Source organism: Halosimplex pelagicum (assembly GCF_013415905.1).
GTDB classification, from domain to species: domain Archaea; phylum Halobacteriota; class Halobacteria; order Halobacteriales; family Haloarculaceae; genus Halosimplex; species Halosimplex pelagicum.
In genome coordinates this window covers 3,976,650-3,993,777 of sequence record NZ_CP058909.1, presented here as the reverse complement: position 1 = coordinate 3,993,777, position 17,128 = coordinate 3,976,650, and the positions used below count along the sequence as shown (strand labels likewise).

At 53.2% G+C, this 17,128-nt stretch carries 13 protein-coding genes and 1 pseudogene; 7 read left to right on the top strand and 7 right to left on the bottom strand.

The genetic code is table 11. From position 1 onward, the window contains the following. Positions 1–375: 375 nt before the first annotated feature. A complete protein-coding gene (locus tag HZS54_RS20035; RefSeq protein WP_179918819.1) occupies positions 376–576 on the bottom strand; it encodes a hypothetical protein in 201 nt (66 codons plus the stop codon). 115 nt (positions 577–691) lie between these two features. On the opposite strand from HZS54_RS20035, the gene HZS54_RS20030 reads away from it, so the two are divergent. Further along, on the top strand, positions 692–1,252 hold the full coding sequence (locus tag HZS54_RS20030) for a hypothetical protein (protein WP_179918818.1): 561 nt from the start codon (positions 692–694) through the stop codon (positions 1,250–1,252). Positions 1,253–1,504: 252 nt separating this feature from the next. Continuing rightward, positions 1,505–2,761, top strand: coding sequence for an RNA-guided endonuclease InsQ/TnpB family protein (locus HZS54_RS20025; protein ID WP_179918817.1), 1,257 nt, complete (start codon positions 1,505–1,507; stop codon positions 2,759–2,761). Positions 2,762–2,977: 216 nt separating this feature from the next. Here the strand turns inward: HZS54_RS20025 and HZS54_RS20020 are convergent, their stop codons facing one another. From HZS54_RS20020 to HZS54_RS20005, 4 genes are all read right to left on the bottom strand, one after another. Then, a complete protein-coding gene (locus tag HZS54_RS20020; protein WP_179918816.1) occupies positions 2,978–3,631 on the bottom strand; it encodes a hypothetical protein in 654 nt (217 codons plus the stop codon). A gap of 70 nt (positions 3,632–3,701) precedes the next feature. Next, a complete protein-coding gene (locus HZS54_RS20015; RefSeq protein ID WP_179918815.1) occupies positions 3,702–4,553 on the bottom strand; it encodes a poly-gamma-glutamate hydrolase family protein in 852 nt (283 codons plus the stop codon). A gap of 272 nt (positions 4,554–4,825) precedes the next feature. Then, on the bottom strand, positions 4,826–5,800 hold the full coding sequence (locus tag HZS54_RS20010) for a DHH family phosphoesterase (protein ID WP_179918814.1): 975 nt from the start codon (positions 5,798–5,800) through the stop codon (positions 4,826–4,828). 5 nt (positions 5,801–5,805) lie between these two features. Continuing rightward, positions 5,806–6,369, bottom strand: a complete 564-nt coding sequence (locus tag HZS54_RS20005; protein WP_179918813.1) for a metallophosphoesterase — start codon at positions 6,367–6,369, stop codon at positions 5,806–5,808. A 404-nt stretch (positions 6,370–6,773) separates the two neighbouring features. Between HZS54_RS20005 and HZS54_RS20000 the strand changes: the two genes are divergently transcribed. Then, the gene (locus HZS54_RS20000; RefSeq protein ID WP_179918812.1) at positions 6,774–7,793 is read left to right on the top strand and encodes a hypothetical protein; all 1,020 of its coding nucleotides are present in this window, start codon (positions 6,774–6,776) and stop codon (positions 7,791–7,793) included. A 1,294-nt stretch (positions 7,794–9,087) separates the two neighbouring features. Here HZS54_RS20000 and HZS54_RS19995 read toward each other — a convergent pair. Both HZS54_RS19995 and HZS54_RS19990 read right to left on the bottom strand, forming a co-directional pair. Continuing rightward, the gene (locus HZS54_RS19995; protein ID WP_179918811.1) at positions 9,088–10,779 is read right to left on the bottom strand and encodes a hypothetical protein; all 1,692 of its coding nucleotides are present in this window, start codon (positions 10,777–10,779) and stop codon (positions 9,088–9,090) included. A gap of 78 nt (positions 10,780–10,857) precedes the next feature. Then, a pseudogene (locus tag HZS54_RS19990) lies at positions 10,858–11,471 on the bottom strand (IS6 family transposase). A gap of 447 nt (positions 11,472–11,918) precedes the next feature. Between HZS54_RS19990 and HZS54_RS19985 the strand changes: the two are divergent. The 4 genes from HZS54_RS19985 (at position 11,919) to HZS54_RS26600 (ending at position 17,019) form a co-directional block, all read left to right on the top strand. Then, entirely contained in the window at positions 11,919–12,683 is a 765-nt protein-coding gene (locus HZS54_RS19985) for a vWA domain-containing protein (protein WP_179918810.1), read from the top strand. A 6-nt stretch (positions 12,684–12,689) separates the two neighbouring features. Then, complete coding sequence (locus tag HZS54_RS19980; protein ID WP_179918809.1) at positions 12,690–14,501, top strand: protein phosphatase 2C domain-containing protein; 1,812 nt, start codon at positions 12,690–12,692, stop codon at positions 14,499–14,501. A 195-nt stretch (positions 14,502–14,696) separates the two neighbouring features. Further along, on the top strand, positions 14,697–15,995 hold the full coding sequence (locus tag HZS54_RS19975) for a hypothetical protein (RefSeq protein ID WP_179918808.1): 1,299 nt from the start codon (positions 14,697–14,699) through the stop codon (positions 15,993–15,995). Between the two features lie 196 nt (positions 15,996–16,191). Then, positions 16,192–17,019, top strand: a complete 828-nt coding sequence (locus tag HZS54_RS26600; RefSeq protein ID WP_343063067.1) for a CAP domain-containing protein — start codon at positions 16,192–16,194, stop codon at positions 17,017–17,019. The last annotated feature ends 109 nt before the right edge of the window (positions 17,020–17,128 follow it).

The following is a 17,128-nucleotide window of genomic DNA, read 5'->3' as shown; positions in this document are numbered from 1 at the left end:
TAAAGACGGCGGATGAGACGATAAATAAAGGCAATCGTTTCGTATCCGAGGCTGGCAACGAACCACTTCGACAATGTCGTCGCCACGATCGGCAAACAGCTTCACAGCAATTTTATCCTGATTCCCTCGTTGATAGGCCTCAAGAACATATCTCTGAACTTCTTTAAAGAACCGGCCTTTTGCCGTTATGTACCTCGACGCCGAATTCTCTTCAATACTGTCCAACCACGCTCTCATAAACCAGTAGAAGTGATCTCCTCAAGGCAGAACTGATGAAGAATAGATGCCTCGTAAAGGACAGAGCTGTTGGAGTAGTCGACGAGTTCTGCAGTCTTCCCTGCAACCACAGAAGGGTCAATGCAGTTGCTCAGTGATTTAGCTGAGGAGGTCATCGTATACGTCGTCCATCCGGTCTGAGGCGTCCTTGATCCTCTGTCTCTTCTCTTCGAGGTCATCAAGGAACTCTTTCTCTTCTTCGGTGATCCCCTCATCGTTTTCTACATCTTCTCTGATGTCCTCGATGATCTGCTGAAGCTGTCCTGGATCGTCCGGTAGCTCGTCTTTGTTGGCAGTCATTTGTTGTACTAGTGTTTGAGACTTAGTTCTGTATTTCTTATGTTATCGGTCCCATATCTGTCATTAACTAGCTGAAGACTGCTCCATCCAACTTATAAATCCCCTCACGTGGTAATTGGAGCTATGCAGGACATGCCCGGCCAAAGCTGCCACTGCAGCAACGGCAAGAAAGAGCAATCCAACTACTGCAGCAATTGCGGCCAGAGAAAACAATGGATCAACCAAGAAGTTGGAACTGACATTTACTGTTGTCCCTCGTGTGGCCCAAACAATATTTAGGAAAATAACAGAATTAGAATTGAGCGGAAATACAAGAGGCCTGTTGGAAACCATGAGTGAGCCTCCGGACGTTCCTGGCGGGTTCGATACCGAGGAAGAACTGAAGCAGTACATCAACCAATTGTACGACCAAATCGAATTCCTCGAAGAGGGAGTAGAAGAATCTGACAAAGAGAAGCTGGAGCTGAAACAGGAACTGAACAACATCGAAACCCAGGCCTCACGAGCCGGTTCCGAGTCGGGGAGCTTCAGTTCTCTGCTGGAACCATTGGAGGAGGTTCAGCAGCGGATCGAAGAGTTCGAGCAGGACAAGATAGATGAGATGGGTGGAGGGCCTTCAGAAGAAGCGAAAGAAGGGTTCTACGAAGCTGCAGGCTGGCACCCTGACGACAATTGAAGTGCAAGTCTCCAGAATATATCCTGTTCTTCCACTGTAGCGGCGAAGAGCAGCCGCCGGGAAAAGTACCCGAGAAAATCGGCGAATACCAGTTTTCACGGGAAACGCCTCTTCCCTGGGGTCAACTGATACGGTAGTGCGGAGTCCCCTTCCTCAAGAAACGAGCGAAGCGAGTAAGTAGGGAGGGGAGGAGCGCGTTCGCATTCGCCACAAACGCTAGTCTATAAGTAGCCCCTTATCTACATTGAATACGTGGCAGACGACTACGTGCGTCGGACGGCGAGTACCCGCCTATCGGTAGATGACGAGCAACGCGAGTTGCTTGAGGAAACCATCTCCGAATGGAAGCGTGGGTGCCAACTCGCCACCGACATGGCGTGGGGCAAGTGCAACGCCAAGAGCGACGTCCAACCCCTTGCCTACGACACCGTGCGCGAGGAAACCGACCTCGGCAGTCAGCATGCGATTCTCGCCACTCACCAAGCCGCACAAGCCATCACCGGTTGTATCGAACGCCGGTCCAACGGCAAGAAGGCCAGCAAACCCACGTTCACCGCGCCTACGGTGAAATACGACACTCGGACCATGACGCTGTTCGACGACGAAACAGTTTCTGTCTCCACCACGGAGAGTCGCGTCCGGTGTTCGCTCGCCCTTCCTGACGCCGACGATGGCTACCAACGGCAGTATCTCGACTCCGACGAATGGAGCGCCACGGAAAGTACGCTTACCGCCCGTGACGGCCATTATTTCCTGCATATCGGCTTCCGCCGACCGAAGACCGATACCGAGCGGAACACCGCCGAGGACGGAACGGTCCTCGGGGTCGACCTCGGTATCGAAAACCTCGCCGTCACAAGTACCGCCTCCTTCGTCAGCGGGCGGGAGTTGACCCACGACCTCCGTGAGTTCGAGAAGGTACGCGCCGGACTCCAACAGACCGGGACGCGAAGCGCCCACCGGACGCTCGAACAGTCGAGTGGCCGTGAACTGCGATACGTCCGCGACGTACTCCACAGAGCGTCCAACGCTATCGTGGATGAAGCCCTCCGATTCGAGTGTGACGTGATTGCGTTCGAGGACCTAACCCATATCCGCGACCGCACGGGTGCGTCATGGGGTCATAAGTGGGCGTTCCGAACGCTGTACGAGCAAGTGGCATACAAAGCCGAAGCGAACGGTATCTCGGTGAAGCAAGTGGGGTCGGCGTACACGTCCACGCGGTGCGCCGAATGTGGCTTCACAGCCGACGAGAATCGCCCGAATCGAAACGATTTTCGCTGTCAGAAGTGCGAGTCGGAAGCAAACGCAGACTACAACGCGGCGAAGAACATCGGTCTGCGATATGTCCGTCGAGGCCAACAGTCGTCTCGGCGGACGGGCAACAGTCAGCTTGCCCTGAAGTCTGGAACTGTGACGCCGAGTGGCGGATTCACCGCCCACCCGGACGGGTTTGAGGCCGAGTTCATGGACAAGCCCCACCCTCCACGAGCGAACCCCTCAGGGTGAGCGAAGTAGGGTGGGGTAGTTGACCGGATCCATCCCCGGTACATCGGTAGGCCGCATACGAAGTACATGATCACGTTCGACGCTGATGATGGAAACGTGCGTTGGGAGAGAGACGAGAAGGTAGCGGAGCATACGGCAGACGGTTTCAGTATCGAGGATTGCCGATTCATCGAAAGAAAAGAAGGATGAGAGGGGCTTTCGATAAATCCCCTCCCGTCAGGAACCCGGCCATATCTCGTAGCCATCTTCCGTCCGTATCATCCTCACATCTTCAAAAACTGCCTTCGACAACATCTCTTCGCCACCGTCAACCGTCCGATCAAACGAATACAACGGCGTAAAACCCTGTTCCATAGCTTCCAATTGCAAGTGCAACAGGTCCCCCACATTTGAAAAAATCGAACGGGGCCTGTTCTCAAGCAAAATCTTCCCTGTGTAGTCAACCGGTTCGTCGACGTCCCTGATTGTGTCCTGAGCAGCCTGAAGCTGTTCAACGGTATCCTCAATCGAAGCCTCTTTCCCCCGAAACGTTCTCTCCGGCGCAGAAACGACGACGTATCCCGGCTCAAAACCGTTCTTGAGATCCTTCTTTCCAAACTCCTGCTTTTTCTGTGGGTCCGTAGCCTTCTTGTACACGTCCCCCGACCCAGTCGACAATCTTCCCAACTCACTGGACTCCACTTTCAAGGCCTTGACCTGGGAAGGCATCAAACCGTTCTCCTCGAATCCCTGAATCAATTCATAGGTTCCCCGTGGATTGAGATTCCCGGAACCGAGGTCAAGTAACAGTCCACCGTCTTTGTCAGGTAACTCCCCTGACCCTATCTGATCGATTGATACCACCTGTAGAAGATCAGTTCTATCTTTCATCGTCCTGACTGCAAATGCTTCATGACTAAGCCCTCTCCAATTCCCTATGTGACAATTTTTTGGTATGCTCCTAAAGAAGTTCGCCAAGAACTTCACCAACTGCCTCAGGCAAAGTATGGAACTTATTGTGAGCGACACGTCGTGGCATCTCGATCTGGATTCCCTGGTATTCCTCTGCGAAGTGATTCATCGACATAGACGTGCCCTTTCCAGTTAACTTCATCTCCTGGTAGTCGGTTCTAATCTCGTATTTTGATGGGACAGGCCTGCGGATAGCGTCAGCGATCATCTCCCGGATATCGTGATCGGCCATGCCGCCGACGCCGACGTGGTCCGCCTTCTGGATATGGAAACCGATACCGTACCTGAAACTGCGGTTTTCTTCCTTCAGTTTCTGGAGGCCTGGATACGCATCATACGCTCTTACAGGCTTCTTCACATGCCAACGCTTGAACGCGTCCTTCTCCTGCCCAGTGTAGTACCCATGGAGAATCCAAGCCGATGACCCAATTCCTTGCGCGAGCAACTTCTTGAACAGATACGTTCCCATTTCGTCCGTGTTGTATTCAATGTCGCCGCCGTGAGGACAGGAGATAAAGATCTCTGCGTCGTCCCTGTCCCAGAACGTTTCAGTTATGTCTCCTGTGATGAACGCCTTCTTCCGGTTTTGAATCGGCACAGTACTCTTCACCGTGACGTGGTCTCCGGCCTGCGCGTTGATCCTGTCCAATCCGCCTTCGCTCACTTTCAGGCCTGACTGGTTTTCGTAGATATTATCAATTATGTAATAGGATTTCCCCTGATCGGACTCCACCCGAACATGGCCGCCCTGTGTTTTTCCCAGCTGTTCAGCCAAGCGGCGCGAAAGGACGCACCTATCTGAGGTCTTTAACCCGCGCGTTTCCCTGATAATTAATTCCATGATGACTCTAATTCGCTAGCAACTCTACGGTTTCCAAAAATAAGGGGATCTCTGCGAAGTTGCACTCACCGGTCCGCCGTGGGGTGGGGAGAGCGTCGCCCATGAGTTCAGTTTGTTATCTCGGAGCGACTTCAACTAAAGCCTGATTGAGGCCGCAGAGGTGCGTGAGGACCTCTGTCTATTCTCAACCGAAGACATCATCCCCACGTTCTGATTTCCACCCCTGACCGATCAGTAGTCGTCTACGATTTGGTTCCAGTAGGTCTGACGTATCAAGAGAACTGTCCGAACTGTACGCCGAGTGCATTTCCGATTAGCAACACTGTCCTGTTCTCGACGGCTTCTGTGTCAGTGGTTTCGAGTTTCGCCACGCCGGCACCACTGTGACCACCACCATCTCCGCCGAACTCACGTGCAAGCGGTTCCAAAACGGCCTCGGGAAGCGCAAGGTCGATGTCCGTTGAGTCGGATGTCCGGGCGACAACGCGCGTCTGATCACTTCGTGGGGAGACGGTGATGGCGATATCAGCGTTGCCGGCGAGGAGCGCATGTGCTGCAGCGGTTTCCTCTCCACCGACAGTGGTCGTGAGTAGAATCGTTTGCCCGGCTTTGTAGCCGTTCGCTCGCACGAGGGCTTTCGCGGTTGCCATCCGCTCACTCCAGGGGACATCGGTTTCCCAGAGACTAGGCAACACTGATCGCGCATCGCCTGCCTGTTCAAGTAGTTTTGCGGCCGGTTCGTACGTGTCCTCACCGATGATCGCTCTGAACCCTGTGTCGTCGAGTAGTCCAGCTGCCAGCGCCATCGCGGCGGTTTCGGAGACATCGAATCCCCCGCCCTCGAGAACCTGTGAAACGAGTACTGCAGTCGCTGGAGCGGACGAGTCAATGTGCGTCAGGTCAGCAGCTGTCTGGAGGTCGTCAGGATCGTGATGGTCGATGACAGCACACGGCGGTGCTGCGGCGACCGGGTCAGATGGGGCGATGCGTTCCTGGGAGGGCGCATCGACTACGACTGAGAGGTCGTACGCATCCAGGTGAGCATCAGAATCGACCGTGACATCACAGGTCTCCAGTAGCGTCGCTGCTGCCGACTGGACACTACCGGGCGTTACGATGGTTCCCTCGGCATCGACTGTGGTTGCGAGGCCAACAGCAGACCCGATAGCATCAAGATCGGCATGCGTGTGGACGACGACAGCAATTTTCGCGCTATCAACCAGTTCGTCTGCAATCGCTTCTCTCATGTGAATTAGGTCAAGTCTGATGCTGCGTCGATATCCTTTAGATGCGTGCCCGGGTCGCATTCGTCGATGAGCGTCGTGACTGTCTCCAGCGAGACTGGTTTGAATCCGAGAACGTCAACGCCGACGTTCACCCGTTGCTGATCGTACGAAAGGAACGGGTACGTGTCGAGGTCGTTGTTGTGGTGATGCCCGTGAATCACCCATCCTTCCCAATGATCCGGGACATCCTCGGGCCGGTGCGTGCAGTAGAACGTGTACTCGCCGTGGGTTAGAACACACCCATCGACGACTGGGAACGGTGCTTGGCCGTCGGAGAGCCCGACGTCGTGGTTGCCCTGCACGAGAAAGTCACCACCGATCGCTTCCATCTGTTCGATCGTGTCCTCGCCGGTTCGCATGTCCATCGCGACATCGCCAAGGTGAATCACCACGTCGTCGGGTTCGACTGTCTCGAAGTGCCGGTTGAGGAGCGTGGTATCCATGTCTCCAACGGAGGTGAATGGCCTGTCGCAGTACTTGATGATATTCGCGTGTCCGAAGTGGTGATCGGAGACAACGAAACGACTCATCACCTCACGGTAGCGTCAGCCAGGGTATAGCACTGGCGCAACACCGAGAACAATTCACAAGCGGGAGTGGCATCAATGACAATGTACGTATGTCTAAGGCACCGTTTCTATAGAAAATTACAATGAAATCCTTAGAAGCCGGGGACAGGGAAGGGATGGATATGATCCAATATTGCTTCGATAGTTGTTCTATCTACGCTTAATATCACCTCTCATTCTCTCAGAGGACGAGGGTTTTTCCGTAGATGGGTAAAACAAGGTTTGCTGTTCGAACATGGCGAGAATATTACGAGTCGTGAAGTCGTAATCGCTTCTCTCATCGCTACGCCTGCAACTGGATCACGATCCTGCGTAGGAGCAAATAGGAGTTCGAACGGTACGCAATACACAACTGGAGAAAAACAATGGAAGACGAAAAATCGCCTCAGAACCAATCGGAGCATGAACACGCGAATAGTATTGTCGAAGTCACAGATGACGCGAGCGAACAGAAACTAGTGGCTGATGGTGGACCACAATTGCCAGATTCACCGGAATTCAACCAGTGGAGGTTGGAGAGCACTAGGCGGACCGACAGTATCGTCGTAGACAGCACTCTGATTGAGGGGAGCTACGAACTCACCCTGGAGAGTGAGTGTGCCGGGACATGGTTCGAGCAGGTGCCGGCACGTCGAACGGCGGTACTGCACAACGAGTTCCTGTGGCGAATCCCGGATAATTGGGAATACTTCGCCAGAATAACCCACGAAGACGAGCCCGATGAAATTCTGTATAAAATTCCAGAATCAAGAGTGAGCGTCGTTATAACGGAAGAAAAAGACGGAATCAGATCGCGGTCAGGATACCGAGTATTGAGCATTGGTCGGATCCAAACCCGGCCGACAGAAATGCCTGATAAAAACGCTCTCATCCAGCTCTTACGATCCATCGAGGACGAAGACAACCACCCGTCCGAAGCAATCGAAGACACGTTACAGTATCTATTAGAACACTGGCATCGCTTCGAGACCTCCTACCGGCAGTACTACGAAAAGTGGAGTTCCAAGCTCATGATGAACGCATTCAGGGGAGATCGTGACGACACGTTCGATAGCTGGTCGGTTGAACCGTGGGAGGTAGAGCAGGTCATTGGGCACCTCGTCTCTGATACTATAAATTGCGCGCGTGAAACAGCCGACGCAGTGAATGATGCGTTCATGGAGGCGGGCGTAGTCTCTCCCTCGCCAACAGTCACATTGTCAGTTCAAGAGACACGGCTTCCAATCGGTTACCGCGCACAGGCACTTACTGAGCTAGGTTGCTCTTCGGATGAGACGATGGACTATCTCATAGACCAGTTCGAAACGAAACCCGACATTTCTGGAGAGGCGGCTCGAGAAGTCGATGAGCAAAATGTTCGTGCAGTACGACACGCGCTCAAATAGGAATTCAGATCGGTCCGGCCGGATACTGGCGTTCTCGAATGATCGGTCTTCTAGCCCCCAGATACCGATTGAGGTGCATTTCAGCCGTAAGTCGCTTCTTCGAGGTTTAATATGATGTCACACTCTGTGGATTTTTATCGATATCATGAGAATCACTCGTTCACTAACCACTAACATGCCCACAACGCACGGTTGGACAGCGAGCTGTACGGGAAGTGCCGGATGGCCGAGGCGTATTCTCGACCATTCAGTGCCGATACGGGTCCGCTGTCGGGGCAAGCGCTTGATATCATGAATTCAAAGAACTCATGCTGACTGCGACTGTCTACAACCTCGAACAGGCCATCAAGGAGTAATCGCTACGCTTTCCGTAGATTCAATAGGGCACTCTGTTCCTTAATCACTCAGCTAGACAATCTCGTCCCGATCAGCATATCATCATAACTAAGGGTGTCCTTGATCGGTCAGTAGTCTATTTCCGGATATTAATTGACAGGGCCGTGGTTTGAAATTTCGTCCCGCTCCGCGGGACAGATAATTCGAGAGAATACTAGTGTCTTGCCATGTGATACGCTATCCCCCAGACGAACGAGGGGGCCGTCGCGATAATGAGAAGGCCAACAGTCGTTTCGGAGAGAGTAACACCGGTTATCGTTGTGGCGAAATGTCCGAGTACCGCTGAGAATTCTCGCAATGACGCGGAATGCACGTTCAAAAAATTACTGATCACAGCTCCGAGAAGGATGGTCGTGAAGGAGGCGAGAGCATGTGACGCTCCTGATTTCGCCGGCATGTGATAATCATTCATAGATTGCATGTTAGATGTTTCCCTGCTCGCCGACTAAACGTGCTATTCACTGGTCAGACAGTATTGCCACTATTTAACACCTTATGAGCGATCGGGATCCACCAACCGGTCCGTTAACGATTTGTTGTTCAGCTTGATGTAGGCGTACCATCAAACAGATCTACGATTCGGTACAAGGTATCGATCCCAACAGCGGCAACTCCGGCCTGACGGCGCTATTCTATCTCCGAGCGAAGATTTGTCCTCGAATCTGAATTATCCGGCAACCCGACTGCCGGATTTCCCTGGTAACGACCAGAAGCATCCATTCGGCGATGTTCCGGCCTTCAATAGGTGCTGCCTTCCTCAATCCTGCTGCCAGTGGGTAGAGGTGCCGTCTAGGACAACGACAGGTCCGCGTTGAGTAGTTGGCTCGGTTAAGTAACGAGTGAGACCGATGGATCCATTTCGTAGAATCTGGTCGCCAGGAGTGACAGTCAGTCGCGTTCATATTCCGAAGTTGACTATGTACACATATGGGATGATCGAGAGAACCAAACTGCTCAATGCAACACGGAACTGCCGCTGATAGTCCCTAGGGAAATCCTGAGCCTTGATCGACCCTTCGATATCGAACAATTCCCATTTGTCACCATGATAACCATACGTGGTGACTACAACTGGAATTTTTCTCGTCTCGTCTTGGCGCCGATATAAGTCACGCTGGCTAGGGTTATTGTCGGTGTCAATACTCTTGCGCGTCCCCGAAGCACCCGTCAATAGACTCTTTGGAACGGACTTCGTCCGGTAAGATACCTCCTTGTCGGGAGAATAACTCCGTTCGGCATACTTGAAATCAGCCAACCGTCCACAGGCATCACATTTTCCACAGTCATGGGTTCCTCTTCCGCCACAACTATTGCAGGTTATCTTTCCATTTCCATTGCACGAGGAGCAACCCACTTTTCCTCTCCTGCAGTTGGGACAGGTCTTCGTCTGTTCGATAGTCCCATAGCCTCCGCAGTTGTTACACTCCCAACCGCCTGATGTCTCACCCGACCCTCGACACACGTTACATGTTTCGTCGACAGTGACTTTCCCGTTGCCTCTGCAGTCCCGGCATTGTGTTTGTCCCGAACCGTTGCAGTTTCCGCATTTGACCGTACCTCTGCGATTGCAGTTCGAACAATCCAGTTCCCCTTTTCCACTACACTTGTTACACGAGTGGATATCCTTTGAACCGGACTTGTAGAACTTGTATGTCTTCGATTCAAAGCTATCAGGGGCGATATTCTTGCGGCGGCCGTAATCCGACCGCAGTTTCCCTTTTTCGGCCGAGAACTTGGTCTCTGGGACTGTTTTCTTGTAGTGGGATTCTTCTACCCACAGTGCTCGCACGATATCCTTGAGCGGCTTTAGCTTCCGTGTATTCTTAATAGTCGCTGAGGTGGGAAGTTCATCCGGAACCACCCATTTTGATTCCGCAAAGTTCTCAAGAAGATTCTCACCCTTGGAATCGGATACTTCCGTACCCTTGTATGATTTCGTTTCAGTATGATCGTTCGTGTTCTTAACCTCGCCTTTTCTCTTTTTTAACTGTTCAATCTCCTGTTCTTTGACGATGTAACTGTTCGCCACTGCTCCACCATACACAGTCGCGACGAACGGGATAAGGAATGGTTCAGCAAGCGCCCCAAGTTCGATCGGGAAATTGAACCTCCAAACGTAAACAATTGAGAAAAATATTCCTAGGGAGATCCCAATGCTGAAGGAGAGACCGATACGCTTCAACAGATCTCTCTCGAGTTGCGTTCTACTCCTGAAAACGGCTATGATTCCAATAAGGACTCCGGCAGCAGTCATACCGATACTTCCCGATATGATCGTGGTGAAATTTAATTGGACACGCGCTATTGAGGGGCCATAAATAACTCCAAATAGCAGAACAACTGCTGCAACAGCACTTAGTATGGGGATAATCAGTGAGTCGGCGGATGAAAACCCGATTGCGGAATGGAACGGAGATCCCTCCAGTTCTTCCTCAATATCCCTGTCTTCCGCCGATCTCACGATCGCGTAGTACAACGGGTAAAGTGCTAGAAGTGGAAGGAACAACAGCCAGTACGCAATCTGGATACCGTAATCAGAAACCTTGTCTGGTAATATATTATCCACACCGATAGTGCCGTCTGAGGACATGTTCCCCAACTATTTGAACATCACGTAAGTAATTTTCCCCCAATTGGTAGGTGGTGTTTAGTTAGTGGCATTGTGACATCAAGCGAAGGATTGGAGCCAGGATTCGGCTGTTTCTGGTTCAGCGTGGCTGAAGCAGCTCGAAAAAGACGAGGTTCAGCGTTTGAGCTCACGGAAAATTCGTTCGACGGTGTTGCGATTTCCATGGCAACACATCTGAAATCGGAGTCTAGCTCGTTGCAGCGCGGTTTGGAGGTGTTAACCGCCATCGATGAGAAACACGGCGTTTTCGACATCATGTTTTTTCGCAATTCGCGGAGGAAGATCTCGGTCAACGATGTCGTGGTCGTGGAAAACAGCCGGACGTGAAGCAGATCGTTAGTTTGCGGGTCCGCAGCGGCGTACAGCCAGAACTGCTCGTCGTTGATCCGAATCACTGTCTCGCCGAGTGCGACCTGATTCGGAGGTTGGCTAGATTCGGGCTGTAGATCGGCTTTCTGCACCCAATCGTGGACCGCCTTGCAACTCCGCTCGACACCCAGAGCGTCGAGCAATTCGACGGTATTCGACAGCGACAGCTCCGCAGCGTGCGATTGTATACCAAGCTCCATCGCCGACTCGGGTGTCCGCTCGCGCTCCACAAAATCCAAATCAATCCACTCTCTATGGCCGGTGAGACGGGCGATTTTTGGCATAAACACCAAGAAATCACACCGCCTCACTTTTCACGCTTAACTAAACACGACCCTGACTCCTCGGCAACTTTTTATCGCCTACCCGGAATAAGGTTCAGATGACATGTGTTTATTAGTCGATGCTGACTGCTGCCCCCGGTCAACACGATTAGAGTGACCCCTTTCACCACCATAGTCGGAATCACATCGAAAAATGGTCCAAGACCGTCTCAATGGGGACCGGCGTCTTCAGTCCCACAGAGAGAGAGATTAATCGAATCCAAGACGGTAGCTGCGGTGATTCAGATACTACAACAGCCGTTGGTCGAACCAAGTATTAGATAGTTCGACTTCTGTTGAGGGGAAGTTAATTTAGACAGTCTGTTGACCACTCTTCAGCTAATCGGAACAATATTGTCATGGAACCCGAGGTTTGAAGTATATGATTTACGATATAGTCATTGGACAATGAGTTCCAATTCCGACTTTGGACTGGCTGGTGTCGAAGCGGCGTCCCTTGACCGGGTTCCGAACCTATTCCTACTGGACACGTCTTATTCGATGACTGGTGAAACAACGGACATAGAAGGGGAGGAAAAAGCAAAGATTAAGCAGGTGAACGACGGTCTCGAAATATTTACTGAAGAAATCAGCGACGACAACAAGGCGGAGATCAGTATCGACGTTTCTATCGTAACGTTCGGTGATGATGTGACGGTCGAACAGGAGTTTCAACCGATCAATGATGCCTGGATAGACGGTGACGGGCCACCCGAACTGAACGCGGTTGGAACGACCCCGATGAACCAAGCCATCGTTGAGGGTCTCCAACACCTTGAGGAGTACAAAGACGCTGTCGACGACCAAAATCTTCCTCGTAAGCGGGCACTCGTCTGGTTGCTTACCGATGGCGAGCCGGATTACGGACCAGGAAGCCAGGAATGGGACAAAGCGCAGTCACTGATCGAAAAAGGGACTGACGAAGACCGACTGTTCTTTTATGCGGTTGGGATCGGCGACGATGCTGACATAGGAACGCTTGAAGAACTAGTTTCGCCCGCTGATGAGTCCGATGTCGCTGCCTTCCAATTAGAGGAGAACATGTTCAAGGAGTTCTTCAGAATCGCCTCCAAGAGTGCGACTGGGTCGGTCACTGGAGAGGGTGAAACTGCTGAGGATACCTTGGAGGAGGATACCGAGGCCATGGCACAGCAGGATCTGAGCGACAACTGACCGGCGATGAGAGCGCCCGAAAACGAAGCAGGCCCGGTCATCGGTTGCTCGGTCAGAGGACCCGGTCACGAGACAGATGACATCCCGTGTCAGGACTCTTGGAGCAGCGCAGAGGTTGGAGACTACATAATCATTGCCGTGGGCGACGGGCTTGGTTCAGCGTCTCATTCCCACGTGGGATCGGACACCGCCACACAGGAGGCCGTTGATGTCCTCGCTAAGCGTGTCGAATCTAACGCGGATATTGACAAGTCGACAATTGATGAGGCCTTTAGAGATGCGTTCGAACGGGCGAGATCGGCTGTGCGCGAAGAAGCAGCCGGGATGGATGTGCCCGCGTCCCAACTCCAGACGACACTCCTCGCAGCTGTTGCTGGGCCTTTCGGGGTCGCGGGTGCAGCGGTCGGTGACGGTGGGATCGTCTACGAACACGATGAAGAGTACCATCTTCTCGTTGAGTGCGAACCGAAGGTGATTGATCTCTCTTCAAACGAGGTCACATATCCACTCATCGACGACGAATGGCCATCCTTCCGGACAGACTACGTTCCTGGCTGTGATGGGTTGGTCGTCTTTTCGGATGGGGTCGAAAACTTCGCGTGGGAAGACCTGGAGACGGCGAGCCCGGAGTTCTTTGACGGGGTCTTTGAAGTTGTCCGCGAACTGACGGACCGGGAGGCAGCCTCCGAACAGCTTTCGGAGATACTGAACAACGAGAACTTTCGGCGGTTCAAAGATGACAAGACGCTTGTCGTCGGGAACTTCCCGCCAGACATGAGCGTCGATGAAATTCAGACTGATGAGCAACAGTCTTTCGGAGAGAAGGATGGAACGGGTCCGGAAGACGACGCTCACGATATCGAAGACGCAGACGAAGACGAGGACGATATCGGGGACGAAGACGCAGGCAGGAACGAAGAGAAAGACGAGGATGCAGACCAGAGTGCGGATACCGACGAGGAGACATTAAAACTGTGCGAACCACGGGGTCAGGGGAACGAAAATCTGCATGAGAAACTTGAGGCGATGATTGCGAGTCCCCCGGATCCTGAGGTGGGCAGAGAATCGGACCCATTGTACGCGTGGCCCGAAGAAGTCGTCAAACCGGCTGGGGACGATCGATCTATAGGATACCGGATGCGAATATCCATTCCCAGTGACATAGAAAACCTCTTAGAAACCGCGAGAGGACACTCCGAACCGGCCGTGAAGACGATAGACGGATTCGTGGAGAGACTCCTAAAGACGATTGGGATCAGAGACGGTAGCCGTAGGGACGAACGGTTCGAGACGGCCCTATCACTGGCGGAGGCGATCGAGGAACTGCATCGGGCCGGTCACGCCGCGGGGAGCTTTCACCACGAGACCATCTTAGATACCGGCGGGAACGTAGTATTGATCGAATGTGAGGGATTCTATGTTCAAGGAGAATCGGAATCATACCCTGGCACAGACTTCGCTTCTCGGTATGCGCCGCCGGAAGATCCCGACCGACCGATCGAAGCGGTCCAACGAGGGGGCCGATTTGCCCTTGGAGTCCATATTTTCCAGTTGCTGATGAACGGGCACCACCCGTTCCATGCGGAAGGGTCTGAAGCCGTTACCGGGGACTACGAGGAGATGATCCGGGAGAACCCGTTTCCGTATCGAGATCCGCAAACGGGATCGCTCGCACCTCCGGAAGAAGCTCCGTCGTACACTTCTCTCCCCTCGGAGGTGCGGGATCGCTTCGAGCTGTGTTTTATTGAGGGCAAGCTGGTCCCCGAGCTGCGTCCCAGTCCAGCCGACTGGGTGAAAACGCTGTCCACCGCGATATGACCTCCAAAGGGCAACTGACTGGTGGATCGAGCCACGTACCGACCACCTTCCCCAGGGACTTGGGCCGTTGCGAGACCACAAGCTTCGATCGATCGGTCGGTCCGGGCATTTGCTCTTTGCAGAAATACTCACAGGATTTAGCTCGGCATCGAGCCCAGTACAGGGCGATGGCGGCAGTATCGACAGCAAGAATACATGGGAGAAACTGAAGTGATAGAGACTGGGACACTCACTGGTGAGGTCGTGAGCGGACAGATATCCGACTACCGACTGGGAGAACGGATTGGTTCGGGTCAGGAGGGTGAGGTATACCGACTGCAAGGCCCTGAAGAGTCGGTTGTGAAGGTGTTCGGCACGGACTGTCGAGCAGAAAAGGCAGACAAGGTCCGAGCGATGGTGCAACCGGAGAACCAGCCGGCGGACCCAACTTACCAACAGGAGGGGGTCCGGTCAATCATTTGGCCCCAAAATGTGGTCGAGGACACCTCCGGGCAATTCCTAGGTTACAAGATGCCTGAGAAGGACCTTGACGAAGCCCTCGACGCCCTCAGCTACGCGATGTTTGAACTTACCTGGGACAACAGTACCGACACAAAACGGCTAGGAGCGGCACTGAACCTGTCTATCATGATCGACGCGGTGCATAAGCAGGGGCATGCGATCGGCGATTTCAACCACGAGAACATCCTTGTAGAGGGTGGATACATTTCTCTGATCGATTGCGATGCGTTCCACATCAACGCTGACCGGGCAACCTACGGTGGTGACACGTACTTCCCACGGTACGCTCCGCCAGAGAAGCGACCGGATGCGCTATCAGAGGTACAGTTAGCCGATCGGTTTGGGCTCGGGATTTATGTCTTCCAGTTGCTGATGGAGGGGAGCCACCCGTTCTTAGCACAAGGTCCGAGCGCAGCAACTGGGAGCCTGCAGGACATGATTCAGGAGAACTCCTTCCCGTACGAGACCTCCTCGGACGGGATCGAACCCCACGACGGGAAGCAAACGAAATACGATCAACTTCCCAATCAGGTTCAGGCAAGGTTCCGCGATTGTTTTGTGGCGGGGAAGCGAGACAGTTCGAAGCGTCCGACGCCGGGAGATTGGATAGAGACGTTGAGTGAAACGAGTGGGCTGGGCGAACCCGGTGGGAGCAGAGCGGACGTGGACCGAGATACGCAAGCGAATGGGGCGACATCGAGTAGTTCGACAGCGCCCAATCAGACTGGTGGGAGTGGCGCGATGAGTCGGACGGCCAGTCACTCGATACGCGACTCCGAAGATGGCAGGATCAGCCGATTGATTAAACGCATCGCCCCCAACCGTTCCCAGCCGCGATCGAGTTTCGCTGCGGAAACCACAACGAAGTCACGCCTACCCCGAATAGACGATACCACTGAGAGACTCGGAGAAGAGGTCCGACGGGTGGCCTTCTTTGTCGGTGGTCTTCTTGCCCTGCTCCTTCTCCTGTACATGGCCGCGTCGATCAACTGAACAGGCGTCAGTCATTTCTCCGGAAGATCAGAGGTCAACCGTTCCGACGGTCGCGCCTGCACCGAATCACACAGTTCCCAACCAAGATCAAATTCAAACGCATATCTGTCTCCAGAGGGGTGATTCCACCACAGCGGACCGAGAAACATACAAAAGAGTATTGATGCGCTGTCGATAACCTGTTTCTCGTTCCGAAATGATCGATGAGTGTTCCTCGGCCGGTGAGGGTCGGCAAGATCGAAGAGTCCTGACCGATGGAGGAGATCCCGACAGTTGGATCGACGAAGCGATAGACAATGTAGACGACGGCGACGCGAGCGAGAACACCCGTTCGCGTCCGACCCGAGACGCTGGGGGAAACTACGACAGCAATTTAGGGATGGGAGGGGATGACGAGTTGACGGTCACCGTCTGTCGCAAGGAGTGTCCGGCTTGTGGTTGGACGACCATGCAGTCGTATCACAACGGGTGTGATGCACCAATCGTATATATAGGGGGAGAGTGGAACTGTGGTGCGTGCGGTGCGCGAGTTACTCCGCGAGACACCTGTGCCGACTGTGGCACGCAGGTTAACCGTCGTCGAATAGCTGTTCCCGTGGACATGCGACTTAGTGCAGAATCAGTGGAAATTGAGCACGCGATTCACGACGAGACGAATAGACGACGTGTCGATCACGGCCTAGATCGACTGACATATAGTGATCACCTGAGTATCATCGCGGCACGGCACAGTCGTGACATGGCCCAGCGTGACTTTTTCGCACACGCAAATCCCGACGGCGACGAGCCCAGCGACAGATACAAAACGTTCGGACATGACACCCGGAGTAGCGGTGAAAACATCGCTCTAGAGCATTATGATGTCTTGGCGACTCCCGAAAAGGTGGCACAGTCCGTCGTGGACGCGTGGATGAACTCTCAAGGACACCGCGAGAACATACTTCGGGACCACTTTACTGAAGAAGGGATCGGGGTATATCTAAACCATGACGGTGGCGTGTACGCGACTCAGAATTTCTACTGACTCGGTAGGTGAAAAAAGCGCTCTCTTGTGAGGGAGATATTTTCATGACTCACTCCCCCCCACCTGTAATTTTAGTGGAAGTATTATTATCCTCGGTACAGATGGTCTA

Coding starts and splice junctions, on each gene's coding strand:
- HZS54_RS19985 (WP_179918810.1), top strand. CDS start 11,919: ATGAGTTCCAATTCCGACTTTGGACTGGCTGGTGTCGAAGCGGCGTCC.
- HZS54_RS20035 (WP_179918819.1), bottom strand. CDS start 576: ATGACTGCCAACAAAGACGAGCTACCGGACGATCCAGGACAGCTTCAG.
- HZS54_RS20005 (WP_179918813.1), bottom strand. CDS start 6,369: ATGAGTCGTTTCGTTGTCTCCGATCACCACTTCGGACACGCGAATATC.
- HZS54_RS19980 (WP_179918809.1), top strand. CDS start 12,690: ATGAGAGCGCCCGAAAACGAAGCAGGCCCGGTCATCGGTTGCTCGGTC.
- HZS54_RS20015 (WP_179918815.1), bottom strand. CDS start 4,553: ATGGAATTAATTATCAGGGAAACGCGCGGGTTAAAGACCTCAGATAGG.
- HZS54_RS20010 (WP_179918814.1), bottom strand. CDS start 5,800: ATGAGAGAAGCGATTGCAGACGAACTGGTTGATAGCGCGAAAATTGCT.
- HZS54_RS20020 (WP_179918816.1), bottom strand. CDS start 3,631: ATGAAAGATAGAACTGATCTTCTACAGGTGGTATCAATCGATCAGATA.
- HZS54_RS20000 (WP_179918812.1), top strand. CDS start 6,774: ATGGAAGACGAAAAATCGCCTCAGAACCAATCGGAGCATGAACACGCG.
- HZS54_RS26600 (WP_343063067.1), top strand. CDS start 16,192: ATGATCGATGAGTGTTCCTCGGCCGGTGAGGGTCGGCAAGATCGAAGA.
- HZS54_RS19995 (WP_179918811.1), bottom strand. CDS start 10,779: ATGTCCTCAGACGGCACTATCGGTGTGGATAATATATTACCAGACAAG.
- HZS54_RS19975 (WP_179918808.1), top strand. CDS start 14,697: ATGGGAGAAACTGAAGTGATAGAGACTGGGACACTCACTGGTGAGGTC.